This window comes from Heterorhizobium halophytocola, from assembly GCF_017873095.1.
GTDB lineage: Bacteria > Pseudomonadota > Alphaproteobacteria > Rhizobiales > Rhizobiaceae > Allorhizobium > Allorhizobium halophytocola.
On the sequence record NZ_JAGGJU010000005.1, the window covers coordinates 191,155 to 216,961 of the forward strand.

Sequence of the window (25,807 nt, forward strand, 5' to 3'; positions counted from 1 at the left end):
GGCAATAGCGAGAGAGTGTGATGGATACGAGCGCGGTGGAAAACCAGGTCAATGACGAGCTTCCCGAGGCAAATGCCGAAGAGGACCTGCTGAACCAGCCCGAGCGCTTCATCAACCGGGAATTCTCCTGGCTTCAGTTCAACCGCCGCGTTCTCGAGGAAACGCTCAACATCGCCCACCCGCTGCTGGAGCGCGTGCGTTTCCTGTCGATTTCGGCAGCCAATCTCGACGAATTCTTCATGGTGCGCGTCGCCGGCCTCGAAGGCCAGGTGCGCCAGAACATCGTGATCAAGAGCCCCGACGGCAAGACGCCGGCCGAACAGCTGGAAGACATCCTGAAGGAAATCGACAACCTGCAGATGGAGCAGCAGGCCTCGCTGGCGGTGCTGCAGCAATATCTGGCGCAGGAGGAAATCCTGATCGTGCGTCCGGCAGCGCTGGCTCCCGAAGATCGCACCTGGCTGGAGACCGAATTCGAACAGTCGATCTTCCCCGTGCTGACGCCGCTGTCCATCGATCCGGCCCACCCCTTCCCGTTCATTCCCAATCTCGGCTTCTCGATGGGCCTGCAGCTGGAATCCAAGCGCGGCCGCGATCCGATGACGGCGCTGCTGCGCCTGCCGCCGACGCTGGAGCGCTTCATTCGCCTGCCCGACGAAGGGCGCGCCATCCGCTACATCACCATGGAAGATGCCGTTGGCATGTTCATCCACCGGCTCTATCCGGGCTACGAGGTGACCGGCTACGGCACGTTCCGGATCATCCGCGACAGCGATATCGAGGTCGAGGAAGAGGCCGAAGACCTCGTGCGCTTCTTCGAGACGGCACTGAAGCGCCGCCGCCGTGGCTCGGTGATCCGCATCGAGACCGATTCGGAAATGCCAGCCAGCCTTCGCCATTTCGTCGTCCATGAACTCGGCGTGCCGGACAACCGCGTGGCCGTCCTGCCAGGACTTCTGGCCCTCAACACACTGTCGGAAATCACCAAGGCGCCGCGCGACGACCTGCGTTTCGACCCCTATAACGCCCGCTTCCCCGAACGCGTGCGCGAACATGCCGGCGACTGCCTGGCCGCCATCCGCGAGAAGGACATGGTCGTCCACCACCCCTATGAGAGCTTCGACGTCGTCGTGCAGTTCCTGCTGCAGGCGGCCCGCGATCCGGATGTGCTGGCGATCAAGCAGACGCTCTACCGCACCTCCAATGACAGCCCGATCGTGCGCGCGCTGATCGATGCGGCCGAGGCCGGCAAGTCGGTCACCGCACTGGTCGAACTGAAGGCCCGCTTCGACGAGGAAGCCAATATCCGCTGGGCCCGCGACCTGGAGCGCGCCGGCGTGCAGGTGGTGTTCGGCTTCATCGAATTGAAGACCCATGCCAAGATGTCGATGGTGGTGCGCCGCGAGGACGGCAAGCTCCGGACCTATTGCCATCTCGGCACCGGCAACTACCACCCGATCACGGCGAAGATCTATACCGATCTCTCCTACTTCACCTGCAATCCGAAGATCGCCAATGACATGGCCAATATCTTCAACTTCATCACCGGCTATGGCGAGCCGGAGGTGAGCATGAAGCTTGCGGTGTCGCCCTATACGCTGCGCGACCGGATCCTGCTGCATATCGCCCAGGAAATCGAGCATGCCAAGAACGGCCGGCCGGCGCAGATCTGGATGAAGATGAACTCGCTCGTCGACCCCGAGATCATCGACAGCCTCTATGCGGCAAGCCGGGCGGGTGTGGAGGTCGACCTGGTGGTGCGCGGCATCTGCTGCCTGCGGCCGCAGGTGGACGGCCTTTCCGAAAACATCCGCGTCAAGTCGATCATCGGCCGCTTCCTCGAGCACAGCCGGATCTTCTGCTTCGGCAACGGTTTCGGGCTGCCGTCTGAAAAGGCGCTGGTCTATATCGGCTCGGCCGACATGATGCCGCGCAATCTCGACCGTCGCGTCGAGACGCTGGTACCGCTGACCAATCCGACCGTGCATGAGCAGGTCCTGTCCCAGATCATGCTGGGCAACCTGATTGACAATCAGCAGAGCTACGAGATACTGCCCGATGGAACGTCGCGGCGCCTGGAAGTGCGCGCGGGGGAGGAACCGTTCAACGCGCAGCAGTATTTCATGACCAATCCCAGCCTGTCCGGGCGCGGTGAAGCCTTGAAGTCGAGCGCCCCGAAGCTAATTGCCGGACTGATCGCAGGTCGGAAACAGTAAAACTGGGCATGCATGACCATATCTGAAGCTCGGGGGCGCCTTCCAGGTATTGCCCCTGTCTCCGTCGTCGACATCGGATCGAACTCGATACGTCTTGTCGTGTACGAAGGTCTGTCGCGGTCGCCGACCGTATTGTTCAACGAAAAGGTGCTGTGCGGGCTCGGCAAGGGCCTTGCCGGCAGCGGCAAGATGGACCCGGAAGGGGTCGATCGGGCACTGGCGGCGCTGAAGCGCTTCCATGCGCTCGCCCGCCAGGCGCAGGCAAGCCAGACCTATGTGCTGGCGACGGCGGCCGCCCGCGAGGCCAGCAATGGTCCCGCCTTCATCGCCGAAGCCGAGCGCATTCTCGACCACGAGATCATCGTGCTGTCGGGTGAACAGGAAGCGCTCTATTCCGCCTACGGCATCATTTCCGGTTTTCACGCGCCCGACGGCATCGTCGGCGATCTCGGTGGCGGCTCGCTCGAACTGGTCGACATCAAGGGGCGCACCGTCGGCCAGGGCATCACGCTGCCGCTCGGCGGCCTCAGGCTGTCGGAGACGGTCGGCGGCTCGGTGCAGAAGGCGCGCGCCTTTGCCCGCAAGCAGCTCGAAAAGGTCGATCTGCTGCAGGCCGGCAAGGGCCGGACCTTCTATGCCGTCGGCGGCACCTGGCGCAATATCGCCAAGCTGCACATGGAGATCCGCGGTTACCCGCTGCACATGATGCAGGGCTACGAAATCGCCTATGACGAGATGGTGCGTTTTCTCGACGAGATCATCTCCGGCGAGAGCACCAAGGACCCGGCCTGGTCGTCCATCTCCAAGAACCGCCGCGCGCTGCTGCCCTTCGGTGCTGCGGCGCTGCGCGAAGTGCTTGAGGACATGAAGCCGGCGCGGATCTGCTTTTCGGCGCAAGGCGTTCGCGAGGGCTATCTCTATGCCCTGCTCGACGAAAAGGAGCGGCAGGTCGATCCGCTGCTGGCGGCCGCCAATGATCTCGCCATCCTGCGGGCCCGCTCGCCGGAACATGCGCGCGAGCTGGCCGACTGGACCGGCAACATGCTGCCGTTCTTCGACGTCGAGGAGACCGAGGAAGAGGCCCGCTATCGGCGCGCGGCCTGCCTGCTTGCCGACATTTCCTGGCGGGCGCATCCGGATTACCGCGGATTGCAGGCGCTCAACATCATCGCCCATTCGTCGCTGGTCGGCATCACCCATCCGGGCCGCGCCTTCATCGCACTTACCAACTACTACCGCTTCGAGGGGCTGAGCGATGACGGCGTCACCCAGCCGCTGGCGGCGATCGCCAATCCGCATCTGGTCGAGCGGGCCAAGCTGCTCGGCGGCATGCTGCGGGTGGTCTACCTGTTTTCCGCCTCGATGCCCGGCATCGTCCACAAGCTGAGCTTTGCGCGCAGCAACACCGAGGATCTCGATCTGGAACTGGTGGTGCCCCACGAATTCGCCGACTTCGCCGGCGAACGGCTGTCCGGCCGCCTGAACCAGTTGTCGAAGCTGACCGGCAAGAAGCTGGCGTTCCGCTTCGAATAGCGCAGTCGGAGAAGGGGTCTCCCCCTTCCCTTCGACCGGCCTACTTCATGCGGGTCTTGTCGAGCACCAGCCATTGCACGAGCATGATCGTCTTGGCGTCGATGATCCTGCCATCGGCGATCATTGCCATGGCCTCGTCGAGCGAGACTTCGACGATGTCGAGATCCTCGTGCTCCTCGTCCAGCCCGCCGCCGTCCTCCACCCTGGCCGCCTCGGATACCGGCGCGTGGTAGAAGTGGATCTTCTCGGTCACCGAGCCCGGCGACATATAGGCGGCAAACAGCAATTCGGGCGCGTCGATCCGGTATCCGGTCTCTTCCAGAACCTCGCGGACGATGGCGGCACCGGGATCCTCGTCCTTCTCCAGCGATCCTGCCGGCACCTCCAGCAGGAAGGGCGCGTCACCGCTCAGATGCACCGGAAGGCGGAACTGGCGCACCATGACGATCACGTTGCGCGCGGGGTCATGGAGCAGCACCGCCACCGCATGGCCGCGGTCGAACACTTCCCAGCGGAGCCGGTGGGTATCGCCCTCATCCCCGGTATAGTCCAAGGTCACCCGGCGGACATGGCTCCAGCCCTTCCACACCGTCTCATCCTCGACGAGATCGATGCGGGTCCTGTCGAATTTCGCCATTAGGCAGAGGTCCTTTCCAGCCAGACGCGGTTGTCGTGCACGGCGGCACCGCCATGGGGCGCGACATTGTCCGCTCCGGTCAATACGTTGATACCCTCGCCGTCGAGATGGGCATGGTTGGGCCAAAGCCCTTCGGCCACCAGCACGCCGCACTTAACGGTGTCGGTCACTTTCGCATGGAGGCGAAGATCGCCGCGCATATTGCCGACGCGCACGATCTCGCCGTCGACAATGCCAAGCCGCCCGGCATCCGCAGGGTTGATCATCACCTCCGGGCGCCCTTCCTTCTGGCGCGAGGTCGGCGTCTCGGCAAAGGTCGAATTGAGGTAGTTGCGCGCCGGCGATGTCGCCAACCGGAACGGATGCGCAGCGTCCGCGACCTCGATCAGTTCGACATAGTCGGGGAATTCCGGAAGCGCCTGCGACGGCCCGAGAATGCCGACGGACACGGGCGGCCGGTTCGGCGCGCGGCCGTTCTGCCAGTCGGGCCTGAAGCGGAATTTTCCGTCGGCATGACCGAAGCCGTCGAGATAATGCGCCGTGCGGAAATCGGGCTGACAGTCGAGCCAGCGGTCGACCAGCAGATCGTCATAGCCCGGCAGCCCGTTCACCGTGGTCAAACGGTCGATATGCTCGCGCTCGCTCATGCCGAAGCCTTCGTGGTCGGCAACCCCGAGGCGCTTGGCCAGTTCCTCGATGACGAAGAGATTGGTGCGGACCGTCTCCGGCGGCTCGACCAGCTTCGGCCCGAGCAGGATGTGGCTGTGACCGCCGCCGCGATAGATATCGTCATGCTCGACGAACATGGTGGCCGGCAACACGATATCGGCCATCTTCGCCGTGTCGGTCATGAACTGCTCGTGCACGACGGTAAACAGGTCGTCGCGGGCAAAGCCCTTCGCGACCAGCCGCTGTTCCGGCGCGATATTCATCGGATTGGTGTTCTGGATCAGCAGTGCGGTCACCGGCCCGCGATGGCGCAGTGCCTCGGCGTCGCCGGTCAGCACCCGGCCGATCTGGGACTGGTCGAGGAAGCGGACGTCCTGGTCGCGGTAGGCCTCGCCGGTCAGCACCGACTTGTCGAACCGGTAGAGGTCGCCATTGTTGTGGAAGGCGCCGCCACCTTCGTATTGCCAGGAGCCCAGTACGGTTGCGATGGATAGCGCCGCATGCATCGACACCGTGCCGTTGCGCTGCCGGGTAAAGCCGTAGCCGAGGCGGAAGAAGGTCTTCTTCGTCCGGCCGACCAATGCCGCGAAGGCCTCGATCTCGTCGACCGAAAGGCCGGTGATCGCAGCCGCCCATTCCGGCGTGCGGCTCTCAAGATGCGCCTCGAGGCCTGCCGGGTCGTCGGCATAACGGGCCATGTAGGCGCGATCGGCATGGCCGTCGCGGAAGGCGACATGCATGACGGCGCAGGCGAGCGCCGCGTCCGAGCCGGGCTTCAGCACCAGGCCGATATCGGCCTGCTTGATCGTCGGGCTGTCATAGATGTCGATGGCGACGATCGGCGCGCCGCGCTCCTTGCGCGCCTTGACCGCGTGGGTCATGACATTGACCTGGGTGGCCACCGCATTCGTGCCCCAGATCACCACGCAGTCGGCCATGGCGATCTCGCGCGGATCGGGACCGCGCAGCGCGCCGGTGCCGAGCACATAGCCGGTCCAGGCCATGTTGGTGCAGATCGAGCCGAAGAAACCGGAGTAACGCTTGGCATGCCGCAGCCGGTCGATCGAATCGCGCTGCACCTGTCCCATCGTACCGGCATAGAAATAGGGCCAGACCGCCTCTGCCCCATGCGCCTGCTCGGCCTTCAGGAAGCCCTCGGCGACTTCGTCCAGCGCCGCATCCCAGGAGATCTCGCTCCAGTCGCCGGCCCCCTTGGCGCCCTTGCGACGCTTGGGCGACAGCAGCCGGTCCGGATGGTAGAGCCGCTCGGCATAGCGGGCGACCTTGGCGCAGATGACGCCGGCGGTATAGGTGTTTTCCGCCGCGCCACGCACGCGTCCGATACGGCCATCGACGCCGATCTCGACGTCGAGGGCACAGGCCGATGGACAGTCATGCGGACAAACCGTATGACCGGTGGACTTGGAGCGGTTCGGGGTCGCGATGTTCATGACCTCTCTATACGGCAAGCCCATGAGCCTCAAAAGGCCCATTCCAACAATTCATCGAAGCCATCGGGAAACGCTATGAACTATCGGCATATCTATCACGCGGGCAATTTCGCCGACGTCTTGAAGCATGCCGTGCTGACACGCCTGGTCGTCTACATGCAGCAAAAGGACAAGGCGTTTCGCGTGCTCGACACCCATGCCGGCATCGGCCTCTACGACCTTTCGTCGGAAGAGGCGCAGAAGACCGGGGAATGGACAGACGGCATCGGCCGGCTGCTCGACGCCGCGCTGTCGAAGACGGCTAAAGACCTGCTGGCCCCCTATCTCGACCAGGTGCGGGCACTGAATCCGGAGGGTCCGCTCCGCCGCTATCCCGGCTCGCCGAAGCTTGCCCGCATGCTGTTTCGCCCGCAGGACCGGCTGTCGGCGATGGAACTGCACGAGGATGACGCGCGCGCCTTGCACCGGGTGTTCGAGGGCGACTTCCAGGTCAGGGTCACCGAACTCGACGGCTGGCTGTCGCTTGGCGCCCATCTGCCGCCGAAAGAAAAACGCGGCATCGTGCTGGTCGATCCGCCCTTCGAGATCGACGGCGAATACGAGCGTCTGGCAGACGGACTTGCCAAGGCCTGGCGCCGTTTTCCCGGTGGTGTCTACTGCCTCTGGTATCCGCTGAAAAAGGGCGCGCCGATCGCCGACTTCCACGAGCAGCTGAAGGCGCTCGACATCCCGAAAATGCTGTGCGCCGAGATGAATGTGCGCAGCGACCGGGAGACGACGGGCCTGACCGGATCGGGCCTGATCGTCGTCAATCCGCCCTTCACGCTGAAGGACGAATTGCACAAGCTGCTGCCCGAGTTGAAGACCATCCTGGCGCAGGACCGCTATGCGTCGCAGCGCTGCTTCTGGCTGCGCGGCGAAGAGCGCCCCGAGGACTGATCGCCGCCGAGGCGGAAGTCTTGACCGATCGCACCTTTGGCAACATGGTGCGGCCACCTGCCAAGCTTCGGAAAGCCCCATGATGTCCAATCTCGTCCGTCACCTGGCCAGATATCCGGTCCTCCTGCTCGTGGCGCTACTTGCATTTTTCGCGGCGCCGCAGGGTAGTCGGGCCGAGCCCGCCGCCGGAGAATTTGATTTCTACGTGCTGTCGCTCTCCTGGTCGCCAACCTATTGCCGTACGCCGCAGGGGCGCAACAACCGGCAACAATGCAGCGCCGCCCGGCGCTACGGCATGGTGCTGCACGGGCTCTGGCCGCAATACGAGCGCGGCTACCCCGAGTCCTGCCCGAGCACCGAACCCGAGCGGGTCGACCGCGCTCTCGGCAATCGCTATCTCGACATCATGCCCGGCATGGGGCTGATCGGCCATGAATGGCGCAAGCACGGCACATGCTCGGGTCTCAACCAGGCCGACTATTTCGCCACGGCGCGCAAGGCCTTTTCCAGGGTCCGCATACCCGAGCAGATGAAATCTCCCGCATCGACCAAGCGGTTCACGCCCCAGGTCGTCGAGGCGCTGTTTTCCAAGGCCAATCCGGGTCTCGGCCACCGGGCCATGGCCGTCACCTGTCAGGGCGAGATGCTGCAGGACGTGCGCATCTGCCTGACCAAAGATTTGCGCTTTCGCGATTGCCGTCAGGTCGACGCCGATGCCTGCCGCCGCTCTTTCGTCATCCTGCCGCCGGCACCGTGACGCTCTCCTCATTCTCGTTTCCCATACCCTCCCCGGAGCCTTTCGCATGAAACTGCTTTATTCGCCCGCCTCCCCCTATTCCGCCAAGGTCCGCATGGCGGCCCGCTATCTCGAGATCGAGGCCGAAGCGGTCCAGGTCGCGACCGGCGACGAGCCGGCGCTGCTGGTCGATGCCAATCCGCTTGGCAAGATCCCGACGCTGTTGCTGAAGGACGGCACCGCGCTCTACGACAGCCGGATGATCATGCAGTATCTGAACCGGATTTCCGGCAAGACGCTCTATCCGCGCAAGGACGACAAGCGCACGGAGGCGGAACTGCTGGAAGCGCTATGCGACGGCATCACCGATGCGGCCATCACCATCGTCTACGAGCGCCGCATGCGGCCAGAGGAAAAGGTGCATCAGCCGATCATCGACCGGCAATGGCGCAAGGTCACCCGCGGACTTGATTATCTGGAGGCGCACCTGCCGAAGACCGGCAAGTCGCTGCATGGTGGCCACTTCTCGCTGGCCGCCCTTCTCGCCTACCTGATGCTGCGGTTTCCCGGGCAGTGGGAAGAAGGCCGTCCCGCGCTTGCCGCCTGGCCGGCAAAGTTCGAGAAGCGCTTCCCCGACTATCCGGCGATCAAGCCGCAGGCCTGAGAATCACGCCCCTGCCCGGTCACGATCTGACCGTGCGGAAAGCCATCGTTACAGAGGGCCGCCCCTGACAGGCATCACCATTTCGAAACGCCTTGACGCCGCCGGACGCCTGCGTAACGCACAAAAAAGCCGGGCAATGCCCGGCTTTCCTGGTTGAGTGCGAGGATCAGGATCAGAACTTGACGCCGATACCGACCTTGACCGAGTGGTCGTCGAACCCGCGCGAATAGGTGGCGCCGCCGACGTCGAAATCCTTCGACTGGTAGTCGGTGTAGCGATATTCGACACGCGTCGTGATGTTGTCGGTCACCTGCGCCTCGACACCGGCACCGACGGTGTAGCCGAGAGCGGTCTTGCTGTCGGAATCGCCGCCGCCCGAGAGCTCATGATTGCCGACGGCCAGACCTGCCGTACCATAGAGCAGGAAGGGGCTCATGTCGTAACCGACGCGACCGCGGATCGAGCCGTTGACGCCGTTCTTGCCGGTCAGGCCCGGGCCTGCATCGCCATCGGCGCCGTCATAGGAAACATCGGCTTCCGCACCGTAGACGATCTGGCCGGCCTGCCAGTTATAACCGCCGTAGATGGTGCCGCCGACGCCGTCGATGTCGCGGTCACCCGCATCCATGCGGCCCCAGTCATAGGTGACGCCGCCGCCGAGATAGGCACCGGTCCAGCCCTGCGGCGGCGCGGTGTAGTTTTCCGTGGCAACAGGAGGCTGCGGGATCTGATCCACAGCGTCGGCTGCCTGCGCAGCGCTGAAGGTCGCCAGTCCGGCGGCCGAAACCATGAGGGTCAGAACAAGTTTACGCATCACATTCTCCTTTGAAACTTCAAATCCGCCGATCGTGCTCTGCGATCTGAACGCATAGGGCCGCTGCCCGTTCCCTCAGAAGATGGATTGCAATTGCGGATTCGAAAGAGCCGAATTATGAAAAGATTGCGGCAACGGCGTGAGGAAATTGCGATGTTGCCATTTTGATACAGGAACTTTATTAACCCTAACCAGACGTTAATAGGTTTATACTGTTCGGCCGACAGATTATACGCCCGCCGGGCAAAAGTAATAACATCCTGCCACTCTCTGGTATATGCCGCCCTTTTCCAAGCCCCAGCGACCTCCTATATCTCGGTGACGACGATGGCGGGATTCGCGGTCGCCCCTGCCCTACACCGGCCGATCCTGTCCGCACTCCGTCGCGCGCATCGAACTGTTGGCGACGGGACGGGTGGGGCGCTTTCCTTTTGACACCTCGTCGGTCACGGGCCAAATGGTGACGCGGATGACGGCCTTGCCCGCTCCGACAGGGCGCGGCAGGCAAGAGCCAAGAGCAATGGAGATCGACCAGGCAATGACGGGCGGCAAGCTCACCGATGGCGGCATTCTCTACGAGGAGGCCGGGGATGACGACGACGACATCGTGGAAACGTCTGTCGCCGCGCTGACCAGTGCTATCGACTGGAGCGAAGGCGTCGTCGATGCCAACGGCCTGAAGGGCCAGGAACTGATCGGCGAATTCGTCAAGCAGCTGCCGAACGCGCCGGGGGTCTACCGGATGTTCGATGCTGCCGGCGAGGTGCTTTATGTCGGCAAGGCGCGCAGCCTGAAGAAGCGGGTCGGCAATTATGCGCAGGGACGCGTGCATTCCAACCGGATCGCCCGCATGGTGCGCGAGACGACGAACATGGAATTTGTCACGACCCGCACCGAGATCGAGGCACTGCTGCTCGAAGCCAATCTGATCAAGCGCCTGCGGCCGCGCTACAACGTGCTGCTGCGCGACGACAAGAGCTTTCCCTATATCATGCTGACCGGCGACAGCCGGGCGCCGGCAATCTTCAAGCATCGCGGCGCGCGCGCCCGCAAGGGCGACTATTTTGGCCCTTTTGCGTCGGCCAGCGCCGTCGGCCGCACGATCAACTCGCTGCAGCGCGCCTTTCTGCTGAGGACCTGCACCGACAGCGTGTTCGAGACCCGCACGCGGCCCTGCCTGCTTTACCAGATCAAGCGCTGCTCCGGCCCCTGCACCAACGAGGTCAGCGAGGAAGGCTATGCGGAACTGGTGCAGGAGGCGAAGGACTTCCTCTCCGGCAAGAGCCAGAACGTCAAGGAAACCATTGCCGGCCAGATGAACGAGGCGGCGGAGGATCTCGATTTCGAGCGCGCCGCCGTCTACCGCGACCGGCTGGCCGCGCTCTCTCATGTGCAGAGCCATCAGGGGATCAACCTTGCCAGCATCGAGGAAGCCGATGTCTTCGCCATTCATCATGAAGGCGGGCTGACCTGCATCCAGGTGTTCTTCTTCCGCACCGGCCAGAACTGGGGCAACCGCGCCTATTTCCCGAAAGCCGATCCGCAGCTGACCGGCGCGGAGGTGCTCGCCGCCTTTCTCGGCCAGTTTTACGACGACAAGCCTTGCCCGCGACAGATCCTGCTGTCGGAGCCGATCGAGGAACAGGAACTGCTCGGGCTGGCGCTGTCGGAGCGCGCCGGGCACAGGGTGCAGGTGGCGGTGCCGCAGCGCGGCGAAAAGAAGGACGTGGTCGATCACGTGCTGTCCAATGCCCGCGAGGCACATGGCCGCAAGCTCGCCGAGACCTCCTCGCAGGGGCGGCTGCTCACCGGGCTTGCCGAGACCTTCGGCCTGTCTCCCGTGCCGCGGCGCATCGAGATCTACGACAACTCCCACATCATGGGCACCAATGCCGTCGGCGGCATGGTGGTTGCGGGACCGGAAGGCTTCGTCAAGAACCAGTATCGAAAGTTCAATATCAAATCGACGGACATCACGCCGGGCGACGATTTCGGCATGATGCGGGAAGTGATGACACGCCGGTTTTCGCGCCTGCTGAAGGAAGAAGGCCTTCCGGATCGCAGCGGTGCCGCCCCGTCCCCGGAAGAGGCCGCAGATGCGCCTTTCCCGGCCTGGCCGGACGTAATCCTGATCGACGGCGGCCAGGGACAGATGTCGGCGGTGCGCAAGATCCTCGACGAACTCGGCATCCGCGACGTGGTGACCGCCATCGGCGTCGCCAAGGGCGCCGACCGCGAGGCCGGCCGCGAGCGCTTCTTCATGGACGGCAAGCCCGATTTCAGCCTGCCGCCGCGCGATCCGGTGCTCTATTTCGTCCAGCGCATGCGCGACGAGGCGCACCGGTTTGCCATCGGAACACACCGCGCGCGGCGCAAGAAGGAAATGGTCAAGAGCCCTCTCGACGAGATCGCCGGCATCGGCCCGACGCGCAAGCGCGCCCTTTTGCAGCATTTCGGCACCGCCAAGGCGGTGTCGCGCGCAGCGATGAACGACCTCATGGCGGTCGAGGGCATATCAGAGGCCGTCGCCAGGCTTGTTTACAATCATTTTCACGAAACACGCGCCGAATGACGGGCGCATGCCGCAAATCGGACTGCATATCCGCAACATAAATCCCAGTCTGGTGTTGACGGTCGCAAGCGAACACCGTCATCTACCGGCGCAATCACTCGAGACGCGTTACCTATGGCTTCCAGGGCATATAACATCCCCAATCTCCTCACCTACGGTCGGATCCTCGCCGTTCCGTTGATCGTGCTGTGCTTCTTTGTCGAGGGCACCCTGCAGAGTTCCGACTTCGCCCGATGGACGGCGCTCGGCCTGTTCGTCCTCGCGTCCCTGACGGACTTCCTCGACGGATATCTGGCACGCATCTGGAACCAGACGTCGAATATCGGCCGCATGCTCGATCCGATCGCTGACAAGCTGCTGGTGGCGACCTGCCTGATCCTGATGGCGGCCGACACGGAAAAGACCATTGCCGGCTGGTCGCTCTGGGCGGCGATCATCATCCTGTGCCGCGAGATCCTGGTGTCGGGGCTGCGCGAATATCTGGCCGAACTCAAGGTTTCGGTACCGGTGACCCGGATCGCCAAGTGGAAGACCACGGTGCAGATGGTGGCGCTCGCCTTCCTGCTGGCCGGTCCGGCCGGCGACAAGGTGCTGCCGCACACCACCCAGATCGGCATCGGCCTCTTGTGGGTCGCGGCCCTGCTGACCATGTACACAGGCTACGACTATTTCCGCGCCGGCCTGAAGCACATGATGGATTGAGACATGACCAAGCTCGTTTATTTCGCCTGGGTTCGCGAACGGATCGGCCGGGGCGAGGAAGACCTCGACCTGCCGGCAAGCGTGGTGACCGCCGGCGACCTGATCGAGCACCTGAAGGGGCTCGGCGAGGAATACGAGACGGCCCTGCAGTTTCCGAAGGCGATCCGGGTCGCGATCAATCAGGAACATGTCGAGCATGACGAGCCGATTGCCGGCGCCACCGAGATCGGCCTGTTCCCGCCGATGACGGGCGGCTGACCCATGCGGCGGGTGCCATCGCCTGCCCGGGCGGCCGTGACTGCATCGCGAGAGATATTGAGATGAGCGACGCCAATCCCACAATCCGCGTCCAGTCGCAGGATTTCGATCTCGACGGCGAAGTCCGCGCCCTCAGCGCCGGACGACAGGATATCGGGGCCGTGGTGACGTTTTCCGGCCTTTGCCGGGACGAAGGCGCAACACTTTCGGCGCTCGAACTCGAGCATTATCCCGGCATGGCGGAAACCGAAATGCGCCGCATCGCGGAACTTGCCATCGCGCGGTTCCACCTGATCGGGCTCACCGCCATCCACCGTTTCGGCAAGATCGCGCCGGGCGAGAACATCGTGCTCGTCATCGCCGCGGCCCCGCATCGCCAGGCCGCCTTCGACGGGGCCAATTTCATGATGGACTACCTGAAGACCTCCGCGCCGTTCTGGAAGAAGGAACACTTGCGCGACGGATCCTCCGGGGCCTGGGTCGCGGCCAAGGATGCCGACGACAAGGCCCGGGAAAAATGGTTGTAGGGCGAACCTTTAGCGGGCGGGCGGCGTTCTCCTGATCTTGGAACAGGATGGAGGCCGACATGAATTTCCGTTTGGGCGGATGCCTGTGTGGCGACGTACGCTACACGGTCGAGGGCGAGCCGCTGCGCGTCGGCCTTTGCCATTGCAGCGCATGCCGCAAGGAAAGCGGCTCGATGGTCACCTGTTTTGTGGTCTATCCCCGCTCAGCGCTGAAAACGACCGGCCATACGGCAAGCTATGCCGGCCGGCATTTCTGCCCGCGCTGCGGCGGGCGGCTGTTCATCGTCAACGACGAGGAGGCGGAAATCCGCCTGGGCAGCCTCGACCGGGCGCCAAGCGATTTTCGTCCGGCCTACGAGATCTGGGTCAAGCGCCGCGAAGCCTGGCTCTCGGCGATCGAGGGGATCGGGCAATGGCCGGCAGACAGGGTCGGATGAGGCACGATTGTAACCGCACGACCGGCGTCAGGGAATGGCCCGCTCCTGGCGTGTGACGACCGCCAGGCCGACTAGGGCCGAAAACAGCACTGCGTCGCGCCAGAGAAACGGCAGATAGGCACCCCAGAGGGTTTCGATGAGACCGTAAAGCGCGGCACCGCCAGCAGCCCTCATCGGCATGGCATGCCCGCCAATCGCCGCCAGAAGCACCACTTTGAGCCCGAATACCATGCCGGCGCCGAAATCCATCGTCCCGTAATGGGCGGTCGCGAGCACGCCGCAGGTCGCAGCCGTGAGGGTCGCGGCGCCATAGGCGACGACGAAGACACGGTCGCTGTCGATCCCCATGAGCCTTGCCGCAAACGCATCGTCGGCCACCGCCCGCCAGATCCGCCCGGCACGGCTGCGCGCCAGCACCCCGCCGCCGAACATGACGATGGCCGTCATCAGCGCGGCGTTGAGCAGCTGAATGACCGTCAGGCTGACGGAGAAGGCGCCGTCATTCCAGAAAATCAGGCGCTGGTTGAGAAAGGGGGCAAGCCAGATCGAGCGGCTTTGCATCGCCAGCCTTGCGCTTTCTTCCAGCACCAGCACGAGACCGAGCGAGGCGACCAGCACGGCATTGGCCGAGGACCGGACAAGCGGCAGCATGACCTTTCTGGCGATCCACCATCCGGCTGCCAGGCCGTAGACCAGGGCGGCCGTTGACCCCAGCGCCAAGGCGACCGGCAGCACCAGATAGAGTTTGCTCCACCCGAAATTGGCAAACAGCAGGAAGATCTGGCCGGAAAAGGCAAAGATCGCGCCGTAGACGATATCGGCCCGCCGCGTCATGGCAAAGGCCGTGGCATAGCCGAAGGCGAGCGCCGCGTAGAGCGCCGCGACGGGAATGCTGTTTGCCAGTTGCTGCAGCAGATAGGCCATGTCTTGTCCTCGCGCTATTCTTATAACTGGTAAAATCGTTATTACCAGTTATATTGAGGCATGAGCTTTCAATGGACCCCACACCGGTTTTCCGGCGGCGCCCTGGCGCTGGACGTTGCCAACAGCGTCATTCTGCGCGCCGACCCCGAGCGCTGCATCGACCGCTTTGCCGTCGAGGCTCAGCTGGCCGCCTTTCCGCAGGCTGCCGCGCGCCACTGCGCGGAACGGGAACTGGCAGCGGTGCTCGACCTGCCGGAACCGGCGGCGAGACAAAGACTGGTCGACCTGCGCGAAGCGATCGATGCCTATTTTCGCTGCCGGACCCTCGGCACTGACGACCGCCCACTGCTGGCGGGCCTTCTCTCGGCGGCGGCGATCTGCCTTGCCGGGGCCCGGAGCGAGACGGCGTTGGAGGCGGCGACCGCCCGGTCGGCCATTCGGCTGGTCAGCGACCCCGCGTCCGAGCGAATGAAGATCTGTGGCAATTGCGGCTGGCTGTTCCTCGACCGCAGCAAGAACCGCAGCCGGACCTGGTGTGACATGGCTGTCTGCGGCAACCGGGCAAAGGCGAGCCGCCATTATCAGCGCAGGAAGCAGGAGGCTTCGTCATGAGACAGAGCAGGCGTGGGTCGGGACAGCGGGCGTTTCGATCGCTGGCGGTGGCGCTCGCGGGTATCGGCGCCTTGCTGGCCGGATGTCAGCGCGAGAGCGAGGACGGTCCATTATCGGTCGCCGGGCGGCTGTTCGAGTTCAACTACCGCAATGCGACCGCCGCCTATATCCTGACGCTCAACCGCGACCGGGACCTGCCGGAGGGCAGCGTGGTGGAAACCGCCTATGAGGATCCGGCCGGCGGCAAGCCGATCGTTACCGCGACGAAGATCTATCCGTTCTGGGAAAAGATCGCCTTGCAGAGCCCGCCGGTCCACTGCATCGTCAAGGACCGCCCCTACAAGGTGACGGTGACGCTGAAAAATGCGGATGGCCGGGAGGTGCAGACACTGAGGACCGAGATCATCTCGAATATCGACCAGACGGTGCTTCCGGAAAAACCACTGACCGTCGGTCCGGGCTATACGCCCAATCCGCAGGTCTTTCATGCCGACGGAACGCCGGATTTCGCGCCGGAAAAGGGTTGCCCGACGGTGTGATACGGGGCCGGCCCGGCCCCGTATCGAGGGGAAAGCGTCAGGCGGCGATCGCCAGGCGCGCCTTGCCGATGGCGAGTGCCGCGCGTGCGGCCTCGCGGCCTTTCTCGACGAAATGGGCGCGGTAGATCGCCTTGTGGTGATCGGTTTCCTGGAAGTGGTGCGGGGTCAGCGACACCGACAGCACGGGAATGCCGGTGTCCATGCCGGCGCGCATCAAGCCGTCGACGACGGCCTGGGCGACGAATTCATGACGATAGATGCCGCCGTCGACGACAAAGGCGGCGGCCGCGACCGCGCCGTAGCGCCCGGTGGCGGCAAGATCGCGGGCCAGCAGCGGCATTTCGAAGGCGCCGGGGACGTCGAAGACATCGACAAGATCGGCAGGGATGAGTTCGAGAAAGCCGTCGAGGGCACGGTCGACGATATCGGCGTGCCACTGGGCTTTGACGAAGGCATAACGGGTGGGTGTCATAGCAGGATCTCCTTTCGGTCACGACACGTCACCCAAGGCGATCACGAACGCGTCCGCCTGCCCCTTCCAGGGCTTGCGGCACCGCGCACGTTCTCTTTCATCCGGACTATGACCGTCGGCTCAGGCATCGCACCTGATCTGCTGACCCTTCGCTTTGCGAAGGCGCTCGCGGGCTCGCGGCTCTGGCCGCATACCGCCGGTGGGGATTTCCGCCCCGCCCTGAGAACAGCACAGATGTAGTGTGCGTCTTTCCGCCTGGCAATTGCCAAATGCGGCGAAAGACACTCCGTCAACGAAAACGCCCGCGGCATGGCCGCGGGCGCTTCGCATAAAAACTGGTCAGCGGCGGCCGTCGGCCTCCGGCTGCCCGGTATAAGATCAGCCGACGATTTCGGTGTCGGAGAACCAGTACTTGATTTCTTCGGCCGCGGTTTCCGGGGCATCCGAACCGTGAACCGAGTTTTCACCGATCGACAAGGCGTGGGTCTTGCGGATCGTGCCTTCGTCGGCGTTTGCCGGATTGGTGGCGCCCATGATCTCGCGGTTCTTCAGGATGGCGTTTTCGCCTTCCAGCACCTGAACGATGGTCGGGCCGGAGGTCATGCCTTCGACCAGTTCGCCGAAGAACGGGCGTTCCTTGTGCACGGCGTAGAAGCCTTCGGCTTCGCGCGTGCTCATCCAGACGCGCTTGGAGGCGACGACGCGCAGGCCGGCGTCTTCGAGCATCTTGGTGATGGCGCCCGTCAGGTTGCGCTTGGTGGCATCCGGCTTGATCATGGAGAAGGTGCGTTCAATCGCCATCTGTCTCGTCCTTTTTAGAAAACTCGGGAAAGTGGGCGGTATCTAGCCGCCCCGAATCACGAAGACAAGAGGGATGGGCGAAATTCACGTCGCCGTCACACATCAAGCCGGTGCTTGATAAAGAAGCCGGTGGAAGGCCTCAGGCGACCTTGCGGGCATGTCCGTCGTAGAGATCGAGCAGACGGTCGAACCATCCGGCCACCGGATCGCCGGAGGGCAGATGGATCGAACCGGTGGTAACCCGCAGCCATTGCAGCGCGCCGAACAGGATGTAGTCGGCAAACAGCGGGCTCTCGCCGCCGAGATAGGCCTGACGCTTCAACAGGTGGCGCAGCGTGGCGAATTTTTCCGGGAATGCGGCGATCTCGGCATCGCGTGTCGCAATAAAATCCTCGAGCGGCTTGCCCAGACGCTGCTCGCGACTCTCGCGGAAATAGGCCTGATCGACGGGGCCGAGCATGGCGTGAATGTCGTTGATCGCGATCTTCGTGACCGCCATGTGCAACATCGTCAGGCCGTAGGATTCGACGAAGCGCGACAGCACCATGCCGCCTTCCCCGCCGAACAGGCTCGGACGGTCCGGATAGGTCGCCTCCAGATAGAGCGCGATGTCGAAGCTGTCGGACACGATGGTGTCGCCATCCTTCAGGATCGGCACGATCTTGGAGACGCCGCCCTCGACCTTGGGGATCTCGGTGAAGGCCTGCGGGCTTTCGACGAAATCCAGCCCCTTGTGCCGCAGCGCCATGACCGTCTTCCAGCAATGAGGCGAGAACGGGCGGGCGGTTTCGGCACCGCAAAGCGAATAAAGAATGATGGACATGACAATCTCCCCGGAGGCCAAAGCTGATTTTGCCCCACACTGACCCGAACCGCGCCGTCGATCAAATCAGCTTATTTCATCCATGCCATCAGCAGGCCGGATCGGTGGTCATCGGAAGCGGCCTTCGGCGACCGAAAAGAAAGGACCGGCCGTTGTGAGGGGACAACGGCCGGCCAAGTCGGTGTGACGCTTCGTGCTTGGAAGGCGTCAGGCTGCGCGACGCGCCTGACCTGTCGCAGCGTCTGCGACCCTGAAGCGCTGCATCAGCTCTTCAAGACGTGTGGCCTCGCTGGCAAGCGAGGAGACCGCAGCAGAGGATTCCTCGACCATCGCGGCATTCTGCTGGGTATTGCGGTCGACAGCGCTGATGGCACCGTCGATCTCGCCCAGGCCATTGGCCTGTTCGCGGGCGCTACCGACAATCTTGGCGACCTCGTCGCTGATCATGTTGACCTCCTGGGCGATGCGGTTCAACGCCTCGCCGGCCTGGTCGACCAGGCTGACCCCGTTGCGGACCTGATCGCTGGAGGTGGTGATCAGCGCCTTGATCTCCTTGGCGGCGGTTGCCGAACGCTGGGCAAGCTCGCGCACTTCCTGGGCGACGACGGCAAACCCCTTGCCGGCCTCGCCGGCGCGTGCCGCCTCGACGCCGGCATTCAGCGCCAGCAGATTGGTCTGGAAGGCGATGTCGTCGATCACCGAGATGATCTGGCTGATCTCGTTGGAGGAGTTCTCGATCATGCCCATGGCCTCGACCGCATTGGTGACGATCGCACCGGAACGCTCGGCGCCGTTGCGGGCCTTCTGCACCATCTGGCCGACGGTCTCGGCCACCTGGGCGGTCTGGCGCACGGTCTCGGTCACCAGCGACAAGGCAGAGGCGGTTTCCTCGACCGAGGCGGCCTGGCGTTCGGTGCGCTGGGACAGATCCTGGTTGGCATGGCTGATCTGGCCCGTGCCGGTGCGGATGATCTGGATCACGTCGCCGGCCTCGCCGATGACGATGGCCAGATTGTCGATGGAGGTATTGTAGGAGACCCGCAGCCTGTCCAGTTCCCCCTCGAAAGGCAGGTTGATGCGATAGCCGAGATCGCCGGCGGCAAGCGCGCCCAGCCCCTTGCCGAGCGTCGTGACGGCGGCATCGATGGCGGCGGCTTCCGCGGCCTTCTCCGCTTCACGGATCTGGCGCTGTCTTGCCGCTTCGCTATCGGCATTGCGCACCTGGTCCGCCATGGCGGTTGCCTCGCGTTGGGCCGCCTCGGCCTTTTCGACGGCTGCGTCGGAGGACTGGAAGGCACGCACCACGGAATAGGTGAGCACAATCAGCACGCCGGTCTGGACGACGAGCACGACCGCATGCAGCAAGACACGGGAGAAATCCGACTGACCCGGGAAGACGGCGAACGGCAGCACGAAGAACAGCAGCAGGTGATGCACCGCGACAAGCGCCGCATAGCCGACCAGGGCGCGCCAGTCGATCCAGGCTGCGCAGATCGCCAGCGAGGCGAAGAAATACATATGGATGTCGATCTGCAGCGGCGAGCCGGCAAAGGCATAGACCATGATGGCCACCGTCGCGGCATGGGCAAGCGAGGTGACGGCACGCGTGGTCGCGCCGATCCGGTCCTGCCACCACGCAGCGCTGGCCGAGAGCGCAATCAGCAGCGTGCCGCCAATCGCGAGAAATTCAGGGCCCTCCGCGCGCAGCAGGAAGCGCGCGGTAATCAGCGCGACGTTGATCCATAAAAGCGCGAAGATCACCGAAGAGACCCTATGGCGCAGTGCGTTCAGAGAATTCATGTTCGCTAGTCCTTCAAGCAACCAACAGCGAGTTTGTGATCCAGTACGATGAGCGCGCCTGCCTTCATCAATCGATAGGCAAAGTCCCGTTCATCGGAATAGGCAACAGTGAGCCAGGGAAAGCGCCCCGACTGGACGAAGGCGCCGCCGGCCTCGCCGATCACGGCCAGGCTTTCATCCGCGCCACCCGCCGGAGCGGTGACCACCAACACGAAGCGATCGGTCGGCAAGGCCCATATTCCAAGGATCAGCACGAGATAGAGGACGAAATTGAAAGCGATCACGGTGCGGCTGATCCCGCCTTCCCTGCCCTCGTCCATCGGTTTCTCGACCATCGCTGCCTCCAATAAAGGCATTTGCCTCGCCGCAGCGCGCATTCACCGGTCGGTACATTACGTCATGCGAATAAATGAATGCTTAATTAGATTATTGTTATATATCTCGCATACGTATCGTTCGGCGCCGGGACGACAGCTCGCGATCCGGCTGCGGCCGGCGCCAGACTGACCCTGTGTTCGGTATCTCGTCGCCGGCGCAATATTGCCTTTGTCGCGAACATCGGCCAAAACCCGCAGCATGATCACGCTCAATGAAATTTCCGCCCGCATCGCCGGCCGTCTGCTTATCGACAACGCCACGCTCTCTCTGCCGGCCGGGGTGAAGGCCGGCCTTGTGGGCCGCAATGGCGCCGGCAAGTCGACGCTGTTTCGCATCATTACCGGCGACCTTGCGGCCGAGAGCGGGACGGTCGGCATTCCGAAGCAGTCGCGCATCGGCCAGGTCGCCCAGGAGGCGCCGGGAACCGAGGAATCGCTGATTTCCATCGTGCTGTCGGCCGACAAGGAGCGCGCGGCCCTGCTCGAGGAAGCCGAAACGGCAACCGACCCCGGCCGGATCGCCGAAATCCAGACGCGGCTCGCCGATATCGATGCCCATTCCGCGGAAGCGCGGGCGGCGACGATCCTGGCCGGCCTCGGCTTCGACCACGAGGCGCAATTGCGCCCGGCCTCTTCCTTTTCCGGCGGCTGGCGCATGCGCGTGGCGCTGGCGGCGGTGCTGTTTTCCGAGCCGGACCTGCTGCTGCTCGACGAGCCGACCAACTATCTCGACCTGGAAGGCACACTCTGGCTGGAGGATTATGTCCGGCGCTATCCGCATACCGTCATCGTCATCAGCCATGACCGCGACATGCTGAACAATGCGGTGAACGCTATCGTTCATCTCGACCAGAAGAAGCTGACCTTCTATCGCGGCGGCTACGACCAGTTCGAACGCCAGCGGGCCGAAGCCAACGAATTGCAGATGAAGGCCAAGGCGAAGAACGACGCCGCGCGCAAGCATCTGGAAAGCTTCATCAACCGCTTCAAGGCCAAGGCCTCCAAGGCCAAGCAGGCACAGTCGCGCGTCAAGGCGCTGGAGCGCATGGGCACGGTCTCGGCCGTGATCGAGGATCACGTCCAGCCGATCACCTTTCCCGAGCCCGAAAAGCAGCCGGCCTCGCCGATCATTGCGATCCAGGGCGGCGCCGTCGGCTACGAACCTGGAAAGCCGATCCTGAACGGCATCGACCTGCGGATCGACAATGACGACCGCATTGCGCTGCTCGGCGCCAACGGCAACGGCAAGTCCACCTTCGCCAAGCTGATCGCCGGCCGGCTGAAACTGCAGGCGGGCGAGATCAAATTGGCACCCAATCTCTCGGTCGGGTTCTTCGCCCAGCACCAGCTCGACGACCTGGTGCCCAACGAGACGCCGGTCGATCACGTGCGCCGGCTGATGCCGCAGTCGAGCGAAGCCCAGGTGCGCGCCCGCGTCGCGCAGATGGGCCTTGCGACCGAAAAGATGGGCACGGCCGCCAAGGATCTCTCCGGCGGCGAAAAGGCGCGCCTGCTGATGGGGCTCTCGGCCTTCCATGCGCCCAACCTCCTGATCCTCGACGAGCCGACCAACCATCTCGACATCGACAGTCGCCGCGCGCTGATCGAGGCGCTCAACGACTATAATGGCGCCGTCATCCTGATTGCCCATGACCGCCATCTGATCGAGGCGACGGCCGACCGTCTGTGGCTGGTCAATGACGGCACCGTCAGTGTCTTCGAAGGCGACATGGAGGAATATCGCAGCCTGATCATCCAGGGCTCGAAGAAAAAGGACGAGAAGAGCAAGGCCGCCGTCGAGCCGACCAACAAGGCCGATCAGCGCAAGGCCAATGCCGACAAGCGCGCCAGCCTCGCCCCGCTTCGCAAAAAGATCAATGAAGTCGAGGCCTTGACCAAGAAGCTGGAGACATTGATCAAATCGCTTGATGCGGAGCTTGCAGATCCCGTGCTCTACGAGAAGACCCCGGCCAAGGCCGCCGAGAAGGCCAAGCAGCGGGGCGAGGCCGCAGCAAAACTGTCCGATGCCGAAGAACAGTGGCTGGAGCTCTCCGGCGAATACGACGAGGCAATGGCCGGCTGAAAGCCGGTCTTTCGACCAATACCCTTCTGTCCTGCACCGTGTCGGCGGAGCCGTCCGGCTGCCCTGCCCGATCTGCCGAGCATTGGAACCCTGCGTCTGCCTCAAATCCATCAAGACTTACAATACGCATGCAATCTATAATTCGGTGGCAAGCAACACATATCGGACTTTCGGGCCGCAGATCACCGGTTAGTACACGCATTTACTCGTAAGACTCCGTTAAAGCGAAAACCCTATACATTTCTAAATCATAACTAGAGCATGTGCCGAGGGTCTCTTGCCGAACAGTATTATCCATTGCCGTCGGCTGATCCTTCAACTTTGGCACGACAGGCGCGGAAATTTCGCGATCAGCTTCGCAATCTTGCTGGTTCCGGTGCTGACCGCCGTCGGCATGAGCCTCGATTATGTGCGCGCCTACAATGTGCGTACCAAGATGCAGGCCGATCTCGACACGGCGCTGATTGCCGCTGTGAAAAGCGTCGGCACCAAGGACACCAATCTCGTCCAGCAGAAGATGAAGAGCTGGTTTGCCGCGCAGACCGACCAGACGGGCAAGGGTTACACCCTGAGCGATATCGAAATCGGCGCCAACAACAACGAGCTTACGGCAACGGCCCGTGTGGCCGTGCAGACGACGGTGTTGCAGATCGCAGGTTTCAAGAAAGTCGACGTCGGCGTCGCCTCGTCTGTCGCGGGACCGACGAAGGAATATATCAACGTCTATTTCGCCATCGACAAGTCGGCGTCGATGATGCTGGCGGCCACGCCGGCCGGCCAAGCGGCGATGTTCGGGGCGCCGGCCTATTGCGCCTTTGCTTGCCATGAGGTCGAGGGCGGTCCCTACAAGTACAAGGGCAAGAGCTACACCACCAACTACGCCCTCGCCCGGGCCATGGGCGTCCAGCTGCGCACCGATGTCGCGATCAACGCCGTCAACCAGGTGCTGGACATGGTCGAGGCCGCCAATCTCGAGACCCAGCACATTAAGGTCGGCCTCTACACGGTGGGCCAGTCCGGCTCCCAGGTTCTGGCGCCGACATTCTCGGTCTCCGATGCACGCAAAAAGCTTTCCGACGATTCGGCCGGCTTCAACGCCGCGACCTCGCAGCCGGCGACCTATTTCGACTATTCGCTCGCCGACCTCTCCAAGTTTGTCGGCACCGGCGGCGACGGCTCGGTCAACAATCCGAGCAAGCTCGTCCTGCTCCTGACGGACGGCCTGCAGTCGGAACGCAACTGGGTCCACGACACGTCCAGCGGCATCCGCTTTCCGACCACCGTCGGCAAGCTGACGACCGCCACGACCCCTCTCAATCCCGACTGGTGCAAGCAGATCAAGAACGACGGCTCCAGCTTCGGCGTCCTCTACACCACCTATCTGCCGCTTGCGGGTGACTGGGGTTATGACCGCACCGCCGGCCAGACGATGAAGAGCAGCGGCTTCAAGTCGATCTGGGGCGGCACCTGGGCCAGCGGATATGGCAACTGGACGCGCCAGGCCTATCTGCCGGTTGCCCTCAAGTCCTGCGCCTCTGCCTCCAACCTCTTCATCCAGGCCGACTCGGCGAGCGAGATCGAGAAAGGTTTGGGCCAGTTGTTCCAGCAGTACATGTCCAAAGTCCGCCTGATCAATTGAGGCGTGCGATGCGAAAGATAATCACATTCTCGAAGGACCGGTCCGGCGCGACAGCGATCGAGTTCGCGCTGCTCGCCCTGCCCTTCTTTCTGCTGGTGCTCGCGGTGCTTGAGGTCGCGTTGCTCGCCTTTGTCGATACATCGCTGGATTCCGCCCTGCACAAGGCCGCGCGCGATGTCCGCACGGGTAGCGCTACGAAGGCGGCATGGAACCTCACGAAGTTCAAGTCCGAGGTCTGCAACCACATGATGGTGCAGTTCGGCTGCGACAGCAGCCTGTTGATCAAGACGGATGTGCTCAGCGATTTCTCGGGCGCGGCGATGACATCGCCCGACCTGTCCAAGCCTCTGAACATCAGCGAAAACTTCGCCCCGGGCAAAGCCAATGACTACATGCTGATCCAGGCGTTCCTGCCCTGGAACAGCATACTTGGCTATGCCGGCGTAAAGACCCGGACGCTTCCTGACGGCCGCTATGTACTCGCCGCCTCCGCGATGTTCAGAAACGAGCCCTTCGAATGAACCGTTTGCACACAGGACTGCAGCGAACGGCGTGGGCGCTTGTCCGCGACTGCCGCGGCGTATCCGGCATCGAGTTCGCCATCATCCTGCCCATTCTGGTGATGCTTTTCGCGGCAACCCTCGACCTCGGCCAGACGCTCACCGTCAAGCGGCGGCTCAACCAGGTTGCAACGACAAGCAGCGACGTCATCGCCCAAGAGACGACCTGGACCGGGACGCAGCTCGACAACATGCTGGCTGGTGCAGCCAAGATCCTCGAACCCTATGATGCCGGCAGCCTGAAGATCCGAGCCATGCTGGTGAGGCCGGACGGCAGCGGATCGACGACCACCGTCTGGACCCGAAATTACCCGGCGAACTCCACGATGTCCGTCGCAAATGTGCCGATCGATGACAAGGTTATGGAAGCGCAGGTGGACCTGATCACGCTCACCGTCACCTATGAGATGAGCACCGCGTTCACTTCGCTGCTCGCCTCTGTGACCGGCGTGCAGAGCTACAGTCTCGTGGAGACGTCGATTTCACGGCCGCGTGTCTCTGACACCGTCGACCTTACCAACAAGTAGTGTTCGCGGCGGCGCGCCCTGCGCCGCACATCCTGTCAGGCCTTGCGCTCCCAGCGCCCCTCCGGCGTCTGCTGCCAGTAGGTCAGGGCGTGCGCGGCACCCTTCAGCCGCTTCCAGTTCGCCCGGGCGCTTTCCAGCTGCTGCTGGTCGTGGCCGTCGAACACGAAGACCACGCGCTCATAGTCCAGGCCGTCTGCCGGCTCCGCACCGTCGACGATGAAGCGCACGGTCGCGCCATTCACATTGCCCTGGTCGATCGTCAGCAGCACCGGCTGCTCGGCCGGAGCCGACGCCTCGTCCGTGCCATGCGGCAGAAAGCTGTCGTCGCGATAGGTCCACAGATGCGTGTCAAGCAGATCGCGACGTTCCGCATTGCCGACCTGTACCGCGACCCGCCATCCGCGCTCGACGCTCTTTTCGAGAAGCGCCGGCAGCGCCTCCTCGAGTTTCGATTCCGTCAGATGGTAGAACAGGATCTCGGCCAAAGGCTGCGCT

At 63.3% G+C, this 25,807-nt stretch carries 26 protein-coding genes and 1 riboswitch; of the genes, 16 read left to right on the forward strand and 10 right to left on the reverse strand.

Translation table 11 applies throughout. The features are described from left to right. The first annotated feature begins 20 nt into the window (after positions 1 to 20). A complete protein-coding gene (locus J2Z17_RS10685) occupies positions 21 to 2,216 on the forward strand; it encodes an RNA degradosome polyphosphate kinase (protein WP_209944731.1) in 2,196 nt (731 codons plus the stop codon). A 12-nt stretch (positions 2,217 to 2,228) separates the two neighbouring features. After that, positions 2,229 to 3,749, forward strand: a complete 1,521-nt coding sequence (ppx, locus tag J2Z17_RS10690) for an exopolyphosphatase (protein WP_209944733.1) — start codon at positions 2,229 to 2,231, stop codon at positions 3,747 to 3,749. Between the two features lie 40 nt (positions 3,750 to 3,789). Here ppx and J2Z17_RS10695 read toward each other — a convergent pair whose 3' ends face one another. Both J2Z17_RS10695 and J2Z17_RS10700 read right to left on the reverse strand, forming a co-directional pair. Beyond that, on the reverse strand, positions 3,790 to 4,386 hold the full coding sequence (locus tag J2Z17_RS10695; protein ID WP_209944735.1) for an NUDIX domain-containing protein: 597 nt from the start codon (positions 4,384 to 4,386) through the stop codon (positions 3,790 to 3,792). After that, positions 4,386 to 6,506 (reverse strand): molybdopterin-containing oxidoreductase family protein, encoded by a 2,121-nt coding sequence (locus J2Z17_RS10700; protein ID WP_209944737.1) that lies wholly within the window; start codon positions 6,504 to 6,506, stop codon positions 4,386 to 4,388. The genes J2Z17_RS10695 and J2Z17_RS10700 overlap by 1 nt, the downstream gene beginning before the upstream one ends. Positions 6,507 to 6,581: 75 nt before the next feature. Here J2Z17_RS10700 and J2Z17_RS10705 point away from each other — a divergent pair, with 75 nt between their 5' ends. From J2Z17_RS10705 to J2Z17_RS10715, 3 genes are all read left to right on the forward strand, one after another. After that, complete coding sequence (locus J2Z17_RS10705) at positions 6,582 to 7,445, forward strand: 23S rRNA (adenine(2030)-N(6))-methyltransferase RlmJ (RefSeq protein ID WP_209944739.1); 864 nt, start codon at positions 6,582 to 6,584, stop codon at positions 7,443 to 7,445. A gap of 79 nt (positions 7,446 to 7,524) precedes the next feature. After that, the gene (locus tag J2Z17_RS10710; RefSeq protein ID WP_245224012.1) at positions 7,525 to 8,202 is read left to right on the forward strand and encodes a ribonuclease T2 family protein; all 678 of its coding nucleotides are present in this window, start codon (positions 7,525 to 7,527) and stop codon (positions 8,200 to 8,202) included. A gap of 46 nt (positions 8,203 to 8,248) precedes the next feature. Next, the gene (locus J2Z17_RS10715; protein ID WP_209944741.1) at positions 8,249 to 8,845 is read left to right on the forward strand and encodes a glutathione S-transferase; all 597 of its coding nucleotides are present in this window, start codon (positions 8,249 to 8,251) and stop codon (positions 8,843 to 8,845) included. Positions 8,846 to 9,017: 172 nt separating this feature from the next. Here the strand turns inward: J2Z17_RS10715 and J2Z17_RS10720 are convergent, their stop codons facing one another. Continuing rightward, positions 9,018 to 9,659: an outer membrane protein gene (locus tag J2Z17_RS10720; protein ID WP_209944743.1), complete on the reverse strand. Its 642-nt coding sequence runs from the start codon at positions 9,657 to 9,659 to the stop codon at positions 9,018 to 9,020. A 538-nt stretch (positions 9,660 to 10,197) separates the two neighbouring features. Between J2Z17_RS10720 and uvrC the strand changes: the two genes are divergently transcribed. From uvrC to J2Z17_RS10745, 5 genes are all read left to right on the forward strand, one after another. Then, positions 10,198 to 12,231, forward strand: a complete 2,034-nt coding sequence (uvrC, locus tag J2Z17_RS10725) for an excinuclease ABC subunit UvrC (RefSeq protein ID WP_209945111.1) — start codon at positions 10,198 to 10,200, stop codon at positions 12,229 to 12,231. Between the two features lie 114 nt (positions 12,232 to 12,345). Continuing rightward, positions 12,346 to 12,933, forward strand: coding sequence for a CDP-diacylglycerol--glycerol-3-phosphate 3-phosphatidyltransferase (gene pgsA / locus J2Z17_RS10730; RefSeq protein WP_209944745.1), 588 nt, complete (start codon positions 12,346 to 12,348; stop codon positions 12,931 to 12,933). 3 nt (positions 12,934 to 12,936) lie between these two features. Further along, positions 12,937 to 13,191: a molybdopterin converting factor subunit 1 gene (gene moaD, locus J2Z17_RS10735; protein WP_209944747.1), complete on the forward strand. Its 255-nt coding sequence runs from the start codon at positions 12,937 to 12,939 to the stop codon at positions 13,189 to 13,191. A 62-nt stretch (positions 13,192 to 13,253) separates the two neighbouring features. After that, complete coding sequence (locus tag J2Z17_RS10740; RefSeq protein ID WP_209944749.1) at positions 13,254 to 13,718, forward strand: molybdenum cofactor biosynthesis protein MoaE; 465 nt, start codon at positions 13,254 to 13,256, stop codon at positions 13,716 to 13,718. 59 nt (positions 13,719 to 13,777) lie between these two features. Continuing rightward, positions 13,778 to 14,155: a GFA family protein gene (locus J2Z17_RS10745; RefSeq protein WP_209944752.1), complete on the forward strand. Its 378-nt coding sequence runs from the start codon at positions 13,778 to 13,780 to the stop codon at positions 14,153 to 14,155. A 27-nt stretch (positions 14,156 to 14,182) separates the two neighbouring features. On the opposite strand, the gene J2Z17_RS10750 is transcribed toward J2Z17_RS10745, so the two are convergent. Beyond that, on the reverse strand, positions 14,183 to 15,079 hold the full coding sequence (locus tag J2Z17_RS10750; RefSeq protein WP_209944754.1) for a branched-chain amino acid ABC transporter permease: 897 nt from the start codon (positions 15,077 to 15,079) through the stop codon (positions 14,183 to 14,185). A 60-nt stretch (positions 15,080 to 15,139) separates the two neighbouring features. Between J2Z17_RS10750 and J2Z17_RS10755 the strand changes: the two genes are divergently transcribed. Both J2Z17_RS10755 and J2Z17_RS10760 read left to right on the forward strand, forming a co-directional pair. Continuing rightward, positions 15,140 to 15,691 (forward strand): CGNR zinc finger domain-containing protein, encoded by a 552-nt coding sequence (locus J2Z17_RS10755; protein WP_209944756.1) that lies wholly within the window; start codon positions 15,140 to 15,142, stop codon positions 15,689 to 15,691. Beyond that, positions 15,688 to 16,230 carry a hypothetical protein gene (locus J2Z17_RS10760; protein ID WP_245224014.1) on the forward strand — a complete coding sequence of 181 codons (543 nt, stop codon included), beginning with the start codon at positions 15,688 to 15,690 and terminating at the stop codon, positions 16,228 to 16,230. Before J2Z17_RS10755 ends, J2Z17_RS10760 begins: the two co-directional genes overlap by 4 nt. Positions 16,231 to 16,267: 37 nt before the next feature. Here J2Z17_RS10760 and J2Z17_RS10765 read toward each other — a convergent pair whose 3' ends face one another. From J2Z17_RS10765 to J2Z17_RS10785, 5 genes are all read right to left on the reverse strand, one after another. Continuing rightward, entirely contained in the window at positions 16,268 to 16,702 is a 435-nt protein-coding gene (locus tag J2Z17_RS10765) for a 6,7-dimethyl-8-ribityllumazine synthase (protein WP_209944758.1), read from the reverse strand. An 85-nt stretch (positions 16,703 to 16,787) separates the two neighbouring features. Further along, positions 16,788 to 16,933, reverse strand: a riboswitch (FMN riboswitch). A 147-nt stretch (positions 16,934 to 17,080) separates the two neighbouring features. Next, positions 17,081 to 17,503 (reverse strand): nucleoside-diphosphate kinase, encoded by a 423-nt coding sequence (ndk, locus tag J2Z17_RS10770; protein WP_007608969.1) that lies wholly within the window; start codon positions 17,501 to 17,503, stop codon positions 17,081 to 17,083. A gap of 139 nt (positions 17,504 to 17,642) precedes the next feature. Further along, positions 17,643 to 18,326, reverse strand: a complete 684-nt coding sequence (locus J2Z17_RS10775; RefSeq protein ID WP_209944760.1) for a glutathione S-transferase family protein — start codon at positions 18,324 to 18,326, stop codon at positions 17,643 to 17,645. A 207-nt stretch (positions 18,327 to 18,533) separates the two neighbouring features. After that, positions 18,534 to 20,126 carry a methyl-accepting chemotaxis protein gene (locus J2Z17_RS10780; protein WP_209944762.1) on the reverse strand — a complete coding sequence of 531 codons (1,593 nt, stop codon included), beginning with the start codon at positions 20,124 to 20,126 and terminating at the stop codon, positions 18,534 to 18,536. Positions 20,127 to 20,131: 5 nt separating this feature from the next. Further along, positions 20,132 to 20,461, reverse strand: coding sequence for a hypothetical protein (locus tag J2Z17_RS10785; protein ID WP_209944764.1), 330 nt, complete (start codon positions 20,459 to 20,461; stop codon positions 20,132 to 20,134). 241 nt (positions 20,462 to 20,702) lie between these two features. On the opposite strand from J2Z17_RS10785, the gene J2Z17_RS10790 reads away from it, so the two are divergent. The 4 genes from J2Z17_RS10790 (at position 20,703) to J2Z17_RS10805 (ending at position 25,312) form a co-directional block, all read left to right on the forward strand. Continuing rightward, the gene (locus J2Z17_RS10790; protein WP_209944766.1) at positions 20,703 to 22,586 is read left to right on the forward strand and encodes an ABC-F family ATP-binding cassette domain-containing protein; all 1,884 of its coding nucleotides are present in this window, start codon (positions 20,703 to 20,705) and stop codon (positions 22,584 to 22,586) included. 277 nt (positions 22,587 to 22,863) lie between these two features. Then, on the forward strand, positions 22,864 to 24,225 hold the full coding sequence (locus tag J2Z17_RS10795) for a TadE/TadG family type IV pilus assembly protein (protein WP_245224015.1): 1,362 nt from the start codon (positions 22,864 to 22,866) through the stop codon (positions 24,223 to 24,225). 8 nt (positions 24,226 to 24,233) lie between these two features. Continuing rightward, entirely contained in the window at positions 24,234 to 24,746 is a 513-nt protein-coding gene (locus J2Z17_RS10800; protein WP_209944768.1) for a TadE/TadG family type IV pilus assembly protein, read from the forward strand. Next, complete coding sequence (locus J2Z17_RS10805; protein ID WP_209944770.1) at positions 24,743 to 25,312, forward strand: TadE/TadG family type IV pilus assembly protein; 570 nt, start codon at positions 24,743 to 24,745, stop codon at positions 25,310 to 25,312. The genes J2Z17_RS10800 and J2Z17_RS10805 overlap by 4 nt, the downstream gene beginning before the upstream one ends. A gap of 35 nt (positions 25,313 to 25,347) precedes the next feature. Here J2Z17_RS10805 and J2Z17_RS10810 read toward each other — a convergent pair whose 3' ends face one another. Beyond that, the gene (locus J2Z17_RS10810; RefSeq protein ID WP_209944771.1) at positions 25,348 to 25,797 is read right to left on the reverse strand and encodes a DNA polymerase III subunit chi; all 450 of its coding nucleotides are present in this window, start codon (positions 25,795 to 25,797) and stop codon (positions 25,348 to 25,350) included. Positions 25,798 to 25,807 lie beyond the last annotated feature (10 nt).